Here is a 14802-nt window from a genome sequence, read left to right on the forward strand (position 1 = left end):
CCGGACCATCTTCCCCTCTCGCTCAGCGGGGCGTGACGCTCGCGGACGACCTGTGGGCCAGGGCCGCCACGGCCAGGGCCGCGACCACCAGCAGCGCGCTGACCCACAGCGCGGACCGGTAGCCGAGCCCGGCGGCGATGGCCGCGCCGCCGAGGGCCGGGCCGGCGGTGGCCCCGACGTTGAGCGCGGCGGTGGCGAAGGAACCGCCGAGCGAGGGCGCTGCGGCCGCCGCATACAGGACGCGGGCGATCAGGGTCGAGCCGACCGCGAAGGACAGCGCCCCCTGGACGAAGACGAGCACGAACACCGCGACCGGATGGCCCGCCGCGTACGCGAAGAGCGCCCAACCGACCGGAAGGGCGAGCCCGCCCGCGACGAGGACCAGCGCCGGGCGAGTGTCGGACAAGCGGCCGGCGGCGGTCACCCCGGCGAACGACCCCAGCCCGAACAGCGCCAGCAGCACCGGAACCCACCCCTCCGAGAACCCGCTCACCTCGGTGACCAGCGGCGACAGGAAGGTGAAGGTGCAGAAGGTGGCGGCGTTGACCAGCGCGCCGAGCGTCAGCGCGACCGCCAGGCGCGGCTCGCGCAGCGCGCGCAGCTCCTGCCGGGCGCGGGGGCGGGCCGTCTCCTGCCCGCCGCCCGGCACCGACCGCACGACGGCGAGGACGGCCGGCAGCGAGATCAGGGCCACCGCCCAGAACGCCGACCGCCAGCCGAACGCCTGGCCGAGCACGGCCCCGGCGGGCACCCCGGCAACGCACGCCAGCGTGATCCCGCCGACCAGGACGGACGTGGCCCGCCCCTTGGCGTCCGGCGCGACCATGCCGGCCGCCGTGGCCAGGCCCACGGCGAGGAAACCGGCGTTGGCCAGCGCCCCGAGGACACGGGTGACCAGCAGCACGGCGAAGTCATCGGTGAGCGCGCCCACGACGTGCACGAGCACGAACGCGACGAGGAAGACGAGCAGGGACTGCCGGCGCGGCCGGCGCAGGCTGAGCAGCGCCATGAGCGGCGCCCCGACGACCATGCCCGCGGCGAACGCGGACGTCAGCGCGCCGGCGGCCGGGACGGACACGCCCAGGTCGGCGGCGATGGCCGGGACCAGCCCGGACAGCATGAACTCCGATGTTCCCTGGGCGAACACGGCCAGCCCGAGAACGTAGATGGCGAAAGGCACGAGCGGAACTCCAAGAGCTGCACGAAGGAACGCGGCGCGCCGGCGGCACAGCAGGGCGCGGGCGCTACCGCGAAGGGGAGAGGCCCGGGTTCGACGCCACGACGGTGGCGGAACGCCCGGGAGGAATCGGTCCGTGCGAAGGTGATCCGGTGACGGGAGGGCGCGCGGTCTCAGCGACGGCGCTGCCGTTCGACATCACGAGAAGCCACCGACGATCGGTGGCTAGAGTCTTGACGCCTCGGGACCGGACATGCGCCCCACCCTAATCCAAGATCACGGAACCCGTCCACCGGGATTCCCGTGGCCTCACGCCGTCTCGGCGCTGAGAGCCTGGGCCACGGGCCGGCGGGCGGCCAGCCGCGCGGGCAGGGCGGTGCACGCCATGGTCGCCAGGATGGTGGCGAACGCGGCGCCGACCAGCCAGGAGGAGGGGGCCGGCACCGAGTTCCCGGCGGCGAAGAGCGAGAGCAGGCCCAGCCCCAGGGGGATGCCGGCGACGGCGCCGGGCAGGCTGGGCAGGAGCTGGGCGGCGGACAGCCCCGCGGCGACCTGCCCGGGGGTGGCGCCGAGCGTGCGCGCGACGGCCAGGTTGGCGCGGGCCTCCATGGCCGTGGTCCAGGTGAGCGTGATGGTGTTGACGACGGCGAGGGCGATCAGCAGGACGGTGACGGCGAGCATCAGCCGGCGGTCCTGCTCGCCGCGCAGGTTGGGCAGGACGGAGGAGCCGTCCAGGCCGTAGCCCCGCTCGGGCTGGACGTGCAGGGTCAGCAGGGCGACGACCGCGATCATCGTGGTGGCGGTGGAGCACGCCTGGAGCACGGCCCGGCCGGGCCTGCGGGCGGTCAGCCGCAGGCCGAGCAGGAGCGGCGTGGGCAGCAGCGCCGACAGCGCGGTGAGCCAGGGCCGGTGACGCGGCGGGCGCGCGGTCGCGGACAGCGCCGTGACGGTCGCCGTCCGCATGGCTCGCAACGTGGGACGCAGCGTGGACAGCACCGCCACCGCCACGGCGAGGACGGTCGCGGTGACGACGGGAGCGCCGCCGAGCTCGGCCGCGTCGCCGATCCGGCTGGCCGTGGGGCTGGCCAGGCCGGGCGCGGCGAGGCGGGCGATCATCAGCCCCAGCGCGTCGCCGGCCAGCGCCAGCGCCAGGTATTCGGTGAGCAGGACGGTGGCGATCAGCCCCGGCCCGGCGCCGACGGCCTTGAGCAGCCCGGCCCGGCGCGTCTGCTCGGCGGCGCGCCCCGCGGCCAGCGCCGCCACGCCGGTGACGGCCAGGAAGCTGAGCAGCCAGCTCCCGACCACCAGGATCGGCCGGCTGTCCTTGAGGATGACGGTGTCCTGCGTGGCCGTGAACTGCCAGGAGTGGAAGTCGACCCGGACGTCGGGGTCGCGGTGGGCCTCGCGGAACGCCTCGGTCGCGGCGGGGTCGCGCAGCTTGAGGTCGATGGCCGTGGTCACCGGGAGCCGCCGGGAGGAGGCCAGCGTGCGGGCGTCCGACCGGGTCATCCAGGCCAGGCCGCCGGAGTCGCTGGGTCCGCCGCCGGGGCCGATCTGCGCCGCCCACGGGTAGATCGAGGTGGCCGCGGTGACGGCGATCCCGACGACCGGGTACGACCGGCCGGCGATGGTGACGCGGTCGCCGACGCCGACGCCCAGGGCGGTGGCGAAGCCGCGTTCCAGGACGGTGCCGCCGGGGCTCACCCAGCGGCCCGAGGTCACCAGCGGCCGGTCGACCGCGCCGGGCCGCTCGGCGAAGCCGTGCACCACCACCCCGGACGACGTCGAACCGCGCGTGGTGAGGTCGGCGTGGACGATGCGGTAGGGGCCGTGGGCGGCGACCACGGCGGGGTCGTCGGCCAGCGCGGCCAGGGCCGAGGTCGCCGCGCGACCCGTGTCGCCGGACAGCGCGACCACGTCCGGTCCGGCGGTGGCCGCGCGGGTCTGCTCGTACATCGACCGGCTCGCGTCGCCCAGGGACAGGCCCAGGGCCATCGTGGCGGTGGCCACGGTCACCGCGAGCAGCAGCATCAGGGCCTGGGCCCGGTGCCGGCGCAGGTCGGCCAGCACCAGACGGGCGACCAGGACGACGGCGCCCATGACGTTCAGCCCTCCAGCCCGACCAGCCCGCCGAGCCCGCCGAGCCCATGCGGGTGGGCGGCGGCCAGGTGGGTGTCGTCGACGAACATGCCGTCGCGCATCGAGACCAGCCGGTCGGCGGTGGCCGCCACCCGCTCGTCGTGCGTGACGATCACGAGGGTCTGCCCGCCCGCCCGCAGCTCCTCGAAGATCCTCAGCACGTCGAGGGTGGCGGCGGTGTCGAGGTTGCCGGTGGGCTCGTCGGCCAGCACGACCAGCGGCTCGTTGACCAGCGCGCGGGCGACGGCGATCCGCTGCCGCTGGCCGCCGGACAGCTGCGAGGGCAGGTGCCGGGCGCGCGCGGCCAGCCCGACCCGTTCCAGCAGCAGGGCCGCGCGCCGCCTGGCCTGGCGGCGCGAGCGGCCGGCCAGCAACGCGGGCAGCTCGACGTTCTCGGCCGCCGACAGCTCCTCCACCAGGTGGAACGCCTGGAAGACGAACCCGACGGACCGGCGCCGCAGGCGGGCCAGGGCCCGCTCGCTCAGCGTGTCGATGCGCCGCCCGGCCAGCCACACCTCGCCGCCGGTGGGCCGTTCCAGGCCGCCCAGCAGGTGCAGCAGGGTCGACTTCCCGCAGCCGCTGGGGCCCATCACCGCCAGCGTCTGCCCTTGGGGCACCTCAAGGTCGACCTCGTCCACCGCGCGGACCCGGCTCTGCCCTTGACCGTGGGTTCTCACCAGGCCGCGGGCCCGTATCGCGTTCATGCGCCCTCGAATTCGTCGTCGCGCCCGGACCAGGACCGTTCGCAGGCGTCGAGCCAGCGCAGGTCGGCCTGCAACCGCAGCACGACCCCTTCCAGCAGCAGGCCGGCGGGCGATCCGGGCGGCTCGGCCAGCGCCGCCCGCTGGACCTCGCGCAGGCGGCGCAGCAGCTCGCGGCGCTGGGCCGCCACCAGCTCGACCGGGTCGGCGAGCCGGGCCGCCGCGGCGGCGGCGAGCTTGAGATGGAACTCCGCCAGGTCCGGTTTCGGCCAGCCCACCTCGGCCAGCCAGGCGGCCACCCGCCGCTGGCCGTCGGGGGTCAGCGCGTAGACCTTGCGGTCGGGCCGCTCGGGCAGGCCGTCGGCCCGTTCGCAGACGACGAGCCCGGCCTTCTCCAGCCTGGCCAGGGTCACGTAGATCTGGCCGGGGTTCATCGACCCGCCCAGCGGGCCGAGGCTGCGCCGCAGGCGGTCGCGCAGGGCGTAGCCGTGCGACGGCTCCTTGGCGAGCATCGCCAGCACCGCGTCCTGCACGGCCTCACCCCCTAACGGTTAGCCAATAGATAGCGGTTAGCCGTAGGAGGTGTCAAAGCCTAGGTGGCCGGTCGCGGCTTGATGATCCACAGGCCCAGGCCGTACATCGCCAGGCCGAGCAGGACGAACCCGGCGGCGACCGGGTAGCGCAGCCCGGACGGCATGTAGGTGGCCAGGAACCAGGAGTGACGCAGCATGTCACTGGACACGAAGAAGGCCGCGAGGATGCCTTGCGGGACCAGCGGGATGGCGCCGAAGCCGAAGCACCACCAGACGAGCGCGCGCTGCGTCGTGGACAGCTGGTCGAAGCGGGACGCCACGGACGCCCGCTGCCTGCGGCCGGTGCGCATCAGGTCCAGCAGCTCGGGGCCCTGGGCGCGCAGGCGGCGTTCGGCGAGCAGGCCGAAGCCCCAGGCGCACAGCGCCCCGGTCAGGACGCCGACGGCCACGCCCGCCCACCCGTACCGCAGCGCGACCAGCGCCGCGGGCAGTCCGGTGACGAGCACCAGGGCGAGCGTCAGGTAGGCCAGCCCGGTCAGGCCGCTGTCGTCCTCGCTGGTGCGCAGCGGGTTGCCCGCGCGGCGGTGGGGGTCGGTGCCGGGGACGAGCCCGTAGACCGAGATCAGCGGCACCAGCCCGGCCGCGCCGCCCAGCAGGGCCGCCAGCAGCGCCAGGACCAGCGGCCAGGGACCGCCGGTGATCGAGGTGAACGCGACGGTCAGCACGACCCCCACCGGCGCCTGCGCCGCGAGCCAGGCGAGCTGCCGGCCGCGCACGTCGCTCGCGCCGGGGGTCATCACGGTCAGCCACAGCGCGGTGCCGTCGGCGCCGTACTGGTTGGCGGCCATGGCGGCGGCCATCACGACGAAGATCGGGCCGGCGTACGGCAGCATGCCGTTCCAGCCGACGATCAGCGGGACGGCGGCGAAGCAGACGGCGTACGACAGCGCGAACGTGAGCTGGTGGGTGCGCACCAGGTCACGCGACCAGGTGCGCAGCTCCTTGGCGATGATCGCGCCGTTGGCGGTGGCGGCCGTCATCGGGCGCCGGCTCCGCCCGGAGGGTTGCCGCGCCCCCGCGCGCCGGCCCAGCAGCACGGCCCACGCGCCCAGGAGCAGGAGAGTCAGGAGCGCCAGCGCGCCCAGCGCCCACCACTCGCCCTGGACGGCCAGCAGCCCCCACCCGGAGGGCAGATACCGGACGACGGAGGGCACGCCGGTCTCGCCGAAGGCGACGAAGAAGATCCAGATCTGCCCGAGCGCCGCCAGGATCGCGCCGTTGAGCATGCCCGAGGCGATCGCGCCCGACCGGGTGCGCAGCGCCTGCCCGACCACCGCCACGGCAAGCTTCGACAGCAGGACGAACACGGCCAGTTGCAACACCGTCGCGGGCACGGCCACCAGGGCGTTCGGCAGCCCGATCAGCGCGCCCGCGACCGGCAGGCCGGCCAGCGCGACCAGGCTGACCAGCGGCGCGACGCCGACGAAGGCCGCCACCAGCAGCCCGGTCGCCAGGCGGCGCGGCGGCAGGCCGAGCATGGTGAAGTACTCGGGCCGCAACGTCTCGTCGCCGCCGCCCATGAAGACCGGGCCGAGTATCCAGCCCAGCAACCAGATGGCGTAGGCGGCGGCCAGCAGGTCGGGGTCGGTGAAGGCCAGGTAGATCGTCCCGGCCGCGAGCAGCGAGCCCAGGGTGGCGCCCGTGCTCGCGGTCTGGGCCCGGGTGCCCCGGAAGGCGTGCCGCAGGATGGCGACCTTCATCCGGGCCATGGTGAGAGTGGTCAGCGCGACAGCCACGACAGCTCCTTCACGCCGTTGTCGTCGTTGCCGACGAGGGCGACGAAGGTGTCCTCCAGCGAGCGGCCGCCGCGGACCTCGTCCAGGGGGCCGGACGCCGCCACCGTGCCCTTGTCGATCACCGCGACCCGGTCGCAGAGCTGCTCCACCAGCGCCATGACGTGGCTGGACAGCACGATCGAGCCGCCGCCCGCGACGAACCCGCGCAGGATGCGCTTGATCGTGGCGGCCGAGACCGGGTCGACCGCCTCGAACGGCTCGTCCAGCACGAGCAGCCGGGGGGCGTGCAGCAGCGCGGTGGCCAGGCCGATCTTCTTGCGCATGCCCGTGGAGTACTCGATGACCAGTGTCGTCTCGGCGCCGTCCAGCTCCAGGACGGTCAGCAGCTCGTCGGCGCGCCGGGCCACCTCGTCCTTGGGCAGGCCGCGCAGCAGGCCGAGGTAGGTGAGCACTTCGCGCCCGGTCAGCCGTTCGGGCATGGCCATGCCGTCGGGCAGCACGCCGACCAGGGCCTTGGCCTGCTCCGGAGCCGACCAGACGTCCTCGCCGAAGATCCGGGCGCCGCCCGCGTCGGGACGCAGCAGGCCGACGGCCATGGACAGGGTGGTGGTCTTGCCGGCGCCGTTCTGGCCGACGAGTCCGAAGAAGGAACCCTGGGGGACGGTGAGGTCGATCGCGTCGACGGCGACCTTGTCACCGAATCTCTTGGTCAGCCCACTGATATCCAGCGCCGGTGTCATGGTGTTCTCCTGGTGGCGAGGGTGAAGATGGTGGCCAGTTCGGCGGCGAGGGCGCTGACGTCGTAGTCGGGGTCCTTCAGCAGGTAGCTCGGTACGGCGTCGATGGCGCCGCGGATCGCGATCGCCATCGGCCGCAGCTCGAACCGCCGGAACTCGCCGGTCTGCTGACCCCAGGCCAGCAGCTTCTCGATGTCGGCGATGGCGCTGCCCTGCTGGCCCGCGTAGGGCCCGTCACGGTCGTGGACGACGATCTCCACGAGCGCCAGCAGGGGTTTGCGGTGCAGGCGCATGAATTCGAGGTTCGTCTCGAAGTACACGCGCAGTGCGTCGGTGGCGGAGGTCTGCGCCAGGATGCGCGGCAGCATCAGGTCGGTCGCGAGCTTGGCGGCGTGCGCGACGACCGCCTCGATCAGCTCGTCCTTGCTGCCGAAGTAGTACGCGATCAGGCCCGGCGTGATGCCGGCGAGCTTGGCGATCTTCGCCATCGACGCCTGCTGGTAGCCCAGCGTCGCCAGAGCCTCGACGGCGCAGTCGATGATCTGCGCCCGCCGGTTCTCCTCGACGAAGGTCCGTCCTCCTGATGGCATGTTCAAAACATTAAACGGTCATTCAATGCTTGGCAAAGTCCAACCCCGGAACGCCGTACGGCAGCCCTACCCGGCCAGTCCGAACCGGGTGGTGATGGCACGCAGCCCTTCGAGCACGTCGGCGGCCGAGGGGGCGGCCCGCGGGTCGTTGAGCCACTGGGCCATCACGCCCAGCAGCAGCGCGAGCTGCACCGAGCCGACGGCGCGCACCTCGCCCTCGGCGAGCTCCTCCTCCGGCCGGCCGGTGAGCTGCGCGGCCATGCCGCGCCGCCCCTCGCGCTGACCGGCCACGAGCTGCTCGCGCAGCTCCGGCGAGTACTCCGCCTGGACCAGCGCCTCCAGGTTGGCCAGCCACAGCGTGCGGTGCTCGTTGATCGAGCCGATCAGTTGCGCCCACATCGTCTCGAAGCGCTCGGCGGACGGCTCGTCGGCGTCACCCGCGCCGTCCAGGGCCGACAGTGCGGCGCCGACCTGGTGGCCCCACTCGTCCATGGCCGCGACCAGGGCCGCGTTGAGCAGCGCCTCGCGGGACCCGAAGTGGTAGCCGATGGCCGCCATGCTCACGCCGGACGCCGTGGCGATGTCGCGGACGGTCGTGCGCCCCCAGCCCTTCTCCTCCAGGCAACGCCGCGCCCCGGCCAGCAGGTCTTCCCGATTTCCCATGGCCGGCAGCCTAGCACGGGCGCCTTAGACAGTCGTCTTGCGCGTTCGCCCAAATCTGCGTACGGTGTGGAGCGTTCACCGACGAAAGAGGACATTCCAATGCGTATCCTGATCTCCGGCGGCAGCGTCGCCGGCCCCGCGCTGGCCTACTGGCTGCACCGTCACGGCCACGAGGTCACCCTCGTCGAGCGCGCCCCGGCCCCCCGCGGCGGCGGCGCGGCCATCGACTTCCGCGGCTCGGCGCTGGACGTGCTGGAGCGCATGGGCCTGCTGGCCGAGATGCGCCGGCACGCGACCACGATGACCGCCATGACGATGGTCGACGAGGCCGGCGACGCGCTCGCCGTGCTGCCCGCCGCCGCGATCTCCGGCGAACTGGAGGTGCTCAAGTCCGACGTCACGAGCGTGCTGTACGAGGCCACCCGGGACCTCGCCGAGTACCTGTTCGACGACACGATCACCGCGCTCGACCAGGACGCGACGGAGGTCCGGGTGCGGTTCGAGAAGGCCGCGCCGCGCACGTTCGACCTGGTCGTCGGCGCCGACGGGCTGCACTCCAAGGTGCGCGCGCTCGCCTTCGGCCCCGAGTCGCGCTACGTGCGCAACCTCGGCATCTACGGCGCGCTCTTCACCACCGGCAACATCCTGGGCCTGCGGGACGCGGGCCTGATGCACAACACTCCCGGCCGCAGCGCCCTCGCCTTCACCGCCCACGGCAACAGCGAGCTGCGCGTCGGCCTGTCGTTCACCGCCGAGGGCCTCGCCTACGACCGGCGCGACCGCGCCCAGCAGGAACGGCTCGTGGCCGAGCACTACGCCGGAGCGGGCTGGGAGGTGCCCCGGCTGCTGGCGGCCATGCGGGAGGCGGAGGAGTTCTTCTTCGACTCCTCGGGCCAGGTCGTGATGGACACCTGGACGAACGGCCGGGTCACGCTGCTGGGCGACGCGGCCTACTGCGCGGCGCCGACCTCCGGCCGCGGCACCTCGCAGGCCCTGATCGGCGCGTACGTGCTGGCCGGCGAGCTGGCCGAGGCCCCCGACCACGTCACCGGCCTGGCCGCCTACGAGAACCGGATGCGCGAGTACGTCGAGCGCAACCAGCGGCACGGCCGGGCCGCGGCCCGCTGGTTCTTCGGCTCGTCGGAGGAGCCCATGCCGGACGAGACCGACGACGCGGTCCCGCTCAAGGATTACGCGGTCTGAACCCCGCAGGCACCCCTGGCGGCTCAGAGCCAGCCGGCGTCGCGGGAGATGCGGATGGCGTCGATGCGGTTGCGCCCGCCGACCTTGCTGATCGCGTTCGACAGGTAGTTGCGCACGGTGGCCTGCGACAACGAGAGCTGGGTGGCGATCTGCGCGGTGCGGATGCCGGACGCGGCGGCGCGCAGCACCTCGGTCTCCCGGGCGGTGAGCGGGCTGCTGCCGGTCTCCAGCGCGGCGGCGACCAGCTCGGGGTCGATCACCCGTTCGCCGCGGGCGATGCGCCGGATGCCGTCGGTCAGGGTCTGGGCGGGGGCGTCCTTGACGATGAACCCCCTCACGTGCACCTTCAGCGCGCGCAGGAGGTTGCCCGGCTGGCTGAGGCCGGTGAGCACGAGCGTGCGGCAGCCCGGCAGCCGCTCCGACAGCTGCTCGGCGGCCGACAGGCCGTCCAGTCCCGGCATGTCGATGTCGAGCACCGCGACGTCCGGGCGCACCCGGAGGGCGGCGGCCAGCACCTCGTCGCCGCGCTCGATCTCGGCGACGACCTCCATGTCGTCCTCCAGCGAGAGCAGGGCGACCAGGGCCGATCGGATCATGTGCATGTCCTCGGCGATCAGTACGCGGATCACGGGCCTTCCTCGGGAACCTCGACCGACAACCGGAAACGGCCGTCGTGGACGGCGGTGGACGACGAGCCGGACGCCGCGCGGGCGCGTTCGGCGACCCCGGCGAGCCCCGAACCCGGGCCCGCGACGCCGCGCACTCCGTCGTTGACGATCTCCAACCGTACCGCGCCGCCGTCGCGGGCCACGGTGATGGCGCAGGTGCCGGCCTCGCTGTGGCGCAGCAGGTTGGTGGTGCCCTCGCGGATGGCCCAGGCCAGCGCGTCGTGGGCGGGGCCGGACAGGGGCGGCAGCGCGGCCACGTCCAGCCGGGTGTCGACGCCGGCCGCGCCGAGCAGGGCCGCCGCGCCGTCGATCTCGGTGCGCAGCGACACGGCCAGCTCGTCGCGGGTGATCGCGCGTACGTCCCTGAGGGCGTCGCGGGCCACGCCCGTCAGGCTCTCGATCTCGGCACGGGCCGCGCCGGCGTCCTTGACGAGCAGCCGCAGCGCCAGGTCGCCCTTGAGGGAGATCGCCGACAGGCTCTGGCCGAGCAGGTCGTGCAGGTCGCGCGAGACCCGGACGCGTTCCTCGCCGACTGCCGCAGCGGCCAGCTCGGCCCGGGTGGCCTCCAGCTCGTCCAGCAGCAGGACCAGGCGGGCGCCGGCGACCAGCGCCCCGCCGAACACGGTGAGGGCGAGCACGGGGTAGACGGCCAGGAGGAGGGCGTGCGGCACGGTGGTGGAGCCGTCCCGCACCATCTGCGTCACCTCCAGCGCCGCGGGGTGCAGGACCTGCGCGACGGCGGCCACCGCCCGCGCCGGGCCGCGCAGCAGCATGACGATCGAGGCCAGGGCGAAGACGGCCACGGCCTCCCACTGCGTGGCCAGCCACCACAGGGGCAGGTTCGCCAGCAGCAGGAGCGCCGCCAGTGTCCAGGGCCAGCCCGCCGGGCGCGCGCCGCGGGAGGCCGCCAGGCTGTGCCGGAGCTGGAGCGCCAGGGCCGCCAGGACGCCCACGCCCGCCAGCACGGGGTCGCCGGGCGGACCCTCCAGCCCCATGCCGATGTAGACCGGGACCTGGGCTGCCAGCGGGAGGTGCAGCGCGATGAACGGCCGGTGCGGATGCCGCAGCACCCAGGACGGCGGGATCTGCGGGGTCATGCCGGCACCTCGATCGTCTCGGTCACGTCGTCGGCGCGGACCTCCAGCAGCACCCGGCCGCCCTCGACGGTGGCGGCGATCGTGCAGGCGCGCACGCCGTCGGCGCGCAGGAGGCGGGTCACCGTGGCGCGCAGGGCGGCGCGTGGGCGCGGCGGGATCGTCTCGGGAACGCCCTGTCCGGGCAGCTCAAGGCGGGTCGGCACGCCCGCGGCCGACAGCAGCGTGGCGGCCGTCTCCAGCTCGGCGCGCAGCGACGGCTGCCGGTAGCCGCGCACCCGCCGCCTGGCCTCGGCCAGCGTGCGCCTCGAGTCGTCGGCGAGCCGCCCCAACTCCTCGGCCAGCCCTGCGTCACGAGCCGGCCCGGTGTCAGGAGCCGAGCCCGTCTCACGCGGCGGGGTGGGGGAGTCGGGCGGTGGTCTCAGGGGGTCGGGGGCCAGGGCCGCCGCCGCGCGTTCGCCGCGGGCGGCGATCGACTCCAGCGCGCCGCCGAGCGTACGGCGCAGGTCGTCGTCGATGCGCCGCCGCTCCTGCGCGACCGCCTGCTGGGCCAGCTCCTCCCTCGCCGCCTGGAGCCGGGTCAGCGCCGCGGCGAGCCAGACGAGCAGCAGCAGCGCCCCGCCGCCGCACAACACCGAGAACGCCGGCCACGCCGCCGCCCGCCACGGCAGGTCCAGCAGCGACGCCACCGGCGCGGCCACCGCCACCAGGCCCACGAAGAACAGGTACGACCACGGCCCCGGCAGCACCAGCACCGCCGACACCGCGAGCCCCGCGTACGCCCGCGGCCACATGTTCCCGGCAAGCGGCGTCACGCCGAGCACGATGACGGCCATGGCCGCGAACGTCCACAGGCCGGCCGGCGGACGGCGCGCGTGGGCGGCGTACCAGACGTGGCGCAGGTGCAGGGGGAGGTAGGCGGCGGTCGCGGCCAGGCTCCACAGCCCGGTGCGGCTGCCGTTGCCCTCGTAGCCGAACGACAACGTCACCTGCAGCAGCGGCAGCAGGGAGCTGCACACGACCGCGGCGACCGGCGCAAGCCGGACGACCCGGTCGGACCGCCAGAATCCCGCCACTTCGCCCACCGCCCGTCGACGTTCCCCGGCTGACCAGCGTAGGCGGCCGGGCCGGACGGCGGCGCGGCCGGACAGCCGGGGCCTCACCGAGGTGAGCGGGAGGGCCATGAGGGGAGCCCGTCCCGGCTCAGCCGTCGACGCGCGTGGTCGCGGACACGACGGGTCTGGCCATGGTCGGGCTCCGATCGGCTCGTGAAGGTCGGCCGGCTCGCCGGGCGAGGCCGCCGCCTTCCTCCGGGGGGTGTCGAAGGCATCAGCCTTCACCCGGAGGCCGGCGGCGAACAGATGCAAATGTCATCGCCTGGCCCGTGAATTCCGCCGGTTCAGCCCGTCCTGCGGATGGCCAGGCCGTGGTCGCCGCCGGTCAGGGCCAGGCCGAAGGCGCAGCCCGCGGCGACGACGAGCGCGGCGACCGCCACGGCCGCCACGGCCGCCACCAGGACGGAACGTGATCGTCTGCCGAGCCTCCTCGGGATGGAGAGCTGCATGTGACCTCCTCATGGTCCGGGGCGCCGTCGTCGGCGCCTCAGACCATGGGCGTTCCGACCCGTTACATCCCTTCCACCCAAACGCATATGTTCGTACGACGACCTGGCCGGCAGCCGCCGATGACGGAGGTCGCCCTGCTGTTCGCCGAGGACCCCGACGGCATCGCCCGCCTGTGTGACAAGCTGTGCCGGGCGGGCCGAGGCGGCTAGTTCACGCGGGTGACCCGGTTCAGGGCGGGAGCGGGCAGCGGGCTCTTGGCCCGGATGTAGGACTCGAACGCCTCGATGTCGCGCACCTTCTCCACCCGCTCGGTGCCCTCGGTCAGCACCGAGAAACCGTCGCCGCCGGAGGCGATGAAGGAGTTGGCGGTCAGGCGGTACTTCGCGGCCGGGTCGACGACGGTCCCGTTGAGCTTGACGGTGGCCGGGTCGATCTTGTCGCAGGCGGGCCTGGCGTTGTCGTAGGTGTAGGTGAGGCCCTGTGAGACGCCGAGCACGCGGGCGGTGCCCTGACCGCACCACTGCTGCTCCAGCAGCCGTTCGAGCTGGGCGCCGGTGAGCGTCATGGTGACGAGCATGTTGCCGAACGGCTGCACGCGCAGGGCCTTGCCGTGCGTCACCAGGTTCGACATCTCGTTGCCGGTGGGGTTGACGATCAGGTCGCCGCCGATGCCGCCGCCGTAGGGCGGCTGGACGGCGATCTGGGCGCCGCCGTTCTCGGCCGCGGAGGTGGCGAACAGGCGGGCGTCGGCCAGGGCGTGGCCGACGGTGGACTCGCCGGCGGCGTTGCGCTGGGCGGTGAGGTCGCGGGCGAGCAGGCCGACCGGCCGGTCCAGCAGCTTCTGCGCCTGCTCGTCGGTCTTGCGGCGCAGGGCGGCGATCCGGGCGTCGGGCTTGACGTCGTGGGTGACGGTGACGTTCTCGGCCTTGCTGGAGGTCGGGTTGCCGGTGGCCCGGTCGACGGTGAGAACGATCTTGGTGAGCTCGCGCGTGTGGGCGGACGTCTGCGTCACCGGAATGCCGTTGACCAGGCAGTTGTACGGGTTGTGCGTGTGCCCGGAGATCACGGCGTCGACCTCGGGGTCGAACTTCTGCACGATGTCCTTGATCGGCCCGGCCAGGTTGTTGCACTCGTTGGGCAGGCCGCCGCCGGTCTGCCCGCCGCCCTGGTGGATCAGGACCACGATCGTCCGCACGCCCTTGGCCTTGAGCTCGGCCGTGTAGGTGTTGACCGCCTCGGCCTCGTCGCGGCCCTCCAGCGGCTTGGTGGGGCCGGGGGCCTCGTTCAGCGCGTTCTTGAAGTCGACGCCGATGATGCCGACCTTGACGCCCTTGACCTCCTTGACGATGTACGGCGTCAGTGCGGGCTTGCCGGTGGTGGTGTCGACGATGTTGGCGCCCAGGTAGGGGAACTCGGCGCCTTTGAAGTTCGGCAGCGCGCACCCGTCGATCGGGTGGCAGCCGCCGTTCTCCATCCGGCGGAACTCGTCGATGCCCTCGTCGAACTCGTGGTTGCCGACGGCGGAGGCGTCCAGGCGCATCAGGTTGAGGGCCTGCATGCCCGGTTCGTCGTGCAGGGCGGTGGCGTTCATGGTGCTGGAGGAGTAGTTGTCGCCGGCCGAGAGCCGCAGCGTGCCGTTGGGGTTGTCGCGCTGGAGGCGGTCCATGTGGGCGGCCAGGTACTCGGCCCCGCCCGCCTCGACCGGCCCGGACGGCGTCATGGCGAAGCTGGTCGGGAAGCCGGAGTGGAAGTCGTTGAAGGCCAGTAACTGGATGTCCACGGCGTCGGCGCGGGCGGGCAGCAGGCTGGTGCTCCCGAGCACCAGCGCCAGGAGGAGGTTGCGCATGGCCATGAAAGTGACATAGTCCCAACGAGTCACACAAGAGGGAAATTTTCTAACATTGGATGTCGAATGTGAACTATTGACATAACTTGC

The 14802-nt window shown here is 73.6% G+C and carries 14 protein-coding genes; 1 reads left to right on the forward strand and 13 read right to left on the reverse strand.

Annotation, left to right across the window (positions count from 1 at the left end; genetic code table 11):
* Positions 1 to 22: 22 nt before the first annotated feature.
* The 8 genes from AB0J97_RS23500 to AB0J97_RS23535 form a co-directional block, all read right to left on the reverse strand.
* Positions 23 to 1180, reverse strand: a complete 1158-nt coding sequence (locus tag AB0J97_RS23500; RefSeq protein ID WP_364091910.1) for a Cmx/CmrA family chloramphenicol efflux MFS transporter — start codon at positions 1178 to 1180, stop codon at positions 23 to 25.
* A 306-nt stretch (positions 1181 to 1486) separates the two neighbouring features.
* Complete coding sequence (locus AB0J97_RS23505) at positions 1487 to 3277, reverse strand: FtsX-like permease family protein (protein WP_364091913.1); 1791 nt, start codon at positions 3275 to 3277, stop codon at positions 1487 to 1489.
* A 5-nt stretch (positions 3278 to 3282) separates the two neighbouring features.
* The gene (locus tag AB0J97_RS23510; protein ID WP_364091915.1) at positions 3283 to 4020 is read right to left on the reverse strand and encodes an ABC transporter ATP-binding protein; all 738 of its coding nucleotides are present in this window, start codon (positions 4018 to 4020) and stop codon (positions 3283 to 3285) included.
* Positions 4017 to 4550: a PadR family transcriptional regulator gene (locus AB0J97_RS23515; RefSeq protein WP_357699573.1), complete on the reverse strand. Its 534-nt coding sequence runs from the start codon at positions 4548 to 4550 to the stop codon at positions 4017 to 4019. Before AB0J97_RS23515 ends, AB0J97_RS23510 begins: the two co-directional genes overlap by 4 nt.
* A gap of 59 nt (positions 4551 to 4609) precedes the next feature.
* Positions 4610 to 6346, reverse strand: a complete 1737-nt coding sequence (locus tag AB0J97_RS23520; protein WP_364091917.1) for a hypothetical protein — start codon at positions 6344 to 6346, stop codon at positions 4610 to 4612.
* Positions 6331 to 7086, reverse strand: a complete 756-nt coding sequence (locus tag AB0J97_RS23525; protein WP_364091919.1) for an ABC transporter ATP-binding protein — start codon at positions 7084 to 7086, stop codon at positions 6331 to 6333. The genes AB0J97_RS23520 and AB0J97_RS23525 overlap by 16 nt, the downstream gene beginning before the upstream one ends.
* The gene (locus AB0J97_RS23530; protein WP_357699579.1) at positions 7083 to 7673 is read right to left on the reverse strand and encodes a TetR/AcrR family transcriptional regulator; all 591 of its coding nucleotides are present in this window, start codon (positions 7671 to 7673) and stop codon (positions 7083 to 7085) included. The genes AB0J97_RS23525 and AB0J97_RS23530 overlap by 4 nt, the downstream gene beginning before the upstream one ends.
* 66 nt (positions 7674 to 7739) lie before the next feature.
* Positions 7740 to 8336 (reverse strand): helix-turn-helix domain-containing protein, encoded by a 597-nt coding sequence (locus AB0J97_RS23535; RefSeq protein ID WP_364091921.1) that lies wholly within the window; start codon positions 8334 to 8336, stop codon positions 7740 to 7742.
* A 99-nt stretch (positions 8337 to 8435) separates the two neighbouring features.
* Here AB0J97_RS23535 and AB0J97_RS23540 point away from each other — a divergent pair, with 99 nt between their 5' ends.
* On the forward strand, positions 8436 to 9539 hold the full coding sequence (locus tag AB0J97_RS23540; RefSeq protein ID WP_364091923.1) for an FAD-dependent monooxygenase: 1104 nt from the start codon (positions 8436 to 8438) through the stop codon (positions 9537 to 9539).
* A gap of 23 nt (positions 9540 to 9562) precedes the next feature.
* Here AB0J97_RS23540 and AB0J97_RS23545 read toward each other — a convergent pair whose 3' ends face one another.
* The 5 genes from AB0J97_RS23545 to AB0J97_RS23565 all read right to left on the reverse strand — a co-directional run bounded on the left by AB0J97_RS23545 (position 9563) and on the right by AB0J97_RS23565 (position 14712).
* Positions 9563 to 10168, reverse strand: a complete 606-nt coding sequence (locus AB0J97_RS23545) for a response regulator transcription factor (RefSeq protein WP_364091925.1) — start codon at positions 10166 to 10168, stop codon at positions 9563 to 9565.
* Positions 10165 to 11304, reverse strand: coding sequence for a histidine kinase (locus AB0J97_RS23550; protein ID WP_364091927.1), 1140 nt, complete (start codon positions 11302 to 11304; stop codon positions 10165 to 10167). The genes AB0J97_RS23545 and AB0J97_RS23550 overlap by 4 nt, the downstream gene beginning before the upstream one ends.
* A complete protein-coding gene (locus AB0J97_RS23555; protein WP_364091929.1) occupies positions 11301 to 12377 on the reverse strand; it encodes a hypothetical protein in 1077 nt (358 codons plus the stop codon). The genes AB0J97_RS23550 and AB0J97_RS23555 overlap by 4 nt, the downstream gene beginning before the upstream one ends.
* A gap of 323 nt (positions 12378 to 12700) precedes the next feature.
* Positions 12701 to 12865 carry a hypothetical protein gene (locus AB0J97_RS23560; RefSeq protein ID WP_364091931.1) on the reverse strand — a complete coding sequence of 55 codons (165 nt, stop codon included), beginning with the start codon at positions 12863 to 12865 and terminating at the stop codon, positions 12701 to 12703.
* A gap of 206 nt (positions 12866 to 13071) precedes the next feature.
* A complete protein-coding gene (locus AB0J97_RS23565) occupies positions 13072 to 14712 on the reverse strand; it encodes a bifunctional metallophosphatase/5'-nucleotidase (RefSeq protein ID WP_364091933.1) in 1641 nt (546 codons plus the stop codon).
* Positions 14713 to 14802: the final 90 nt, after the last annotated feature.

It is taken from the genome of Nonomuraea sp. NPDC049607 (assembly GCF_040675375.1).
Classification (GTDB): domain Bacteria; phylum Actinomycetota; class Actinomycetes; order Streptosporangiales; family Streptosporangiaceae; genus Nonomuraea.

Bases quoted from the DNA above. Each gene is read 5' to 3' on its own strand.
- AB0J97_RS23505 (WP_364091913.1), bottom strand. From the start codon at position 3,277: ATGGGCGCCGTCGTCCTGGTCGCCCGTCTGGTGCTGGCCGACCTGCGC.
- AB0J97_RS23550 (WP_364091927.1), bottom strand. From the start codon at position 11,304: ATGACCCCGCAGATCCCGCCGTCCTGGGTGCTGCGGCATCCGCACCGG.
- AB0J97_RS23565 (WP_364091933.1), bottom strand. From the start codon at position 14,712: ATGCGCAACCTCCTCCTGGCGCTGGTGCTCGGGAGCACCAGCCTGCTG.
- AB0J97_RS23540 (WP_364091923.1), top strand. From the start codon at position 8,436: ATGCGTATCCTGATCTCCGGCGGCAGCGTCGCCGGCCCCGCGCTGGCC.
- AB0J97_RS23510 (WP_364091915.1), bottom strand. From the start codon at position 4,020: ATGAACGCGATACGGGCCCGCGGCCTGGTGAGAACCCACGGTCAAGGG.
- AB0J97_RS23525 (WP_364091919.1), bottom strand. From the start codon at position 7,086: ATGACACCGGCGCTGGATATCAGTGGGCTGACCAAGAGATTCGGTGAC.
- AB0J97_RS23530 (WP_357699579.1), bottom strand. From the start codon at position 7,673: ATGCCATCAGGAGGACGGACCTTCGTCGAGGAGAACCGGCGGGCGCAG.
- AB0J97_RS23560 (WP_364091931.1), bottom strand. From the start codon at position 12,865: ATGCAGCTCTCCATCCCGAGGAGGCTCGGCAGACGATCACGTTCCGTC.
- AB0J97_RS23535 (WP_364091921.1), bottom strand. From the start codon at position 8,336: ATGGGAAATCGGGAAGACCTGCTGGCCGGGGCGCGGCGTTGCCTGGAG.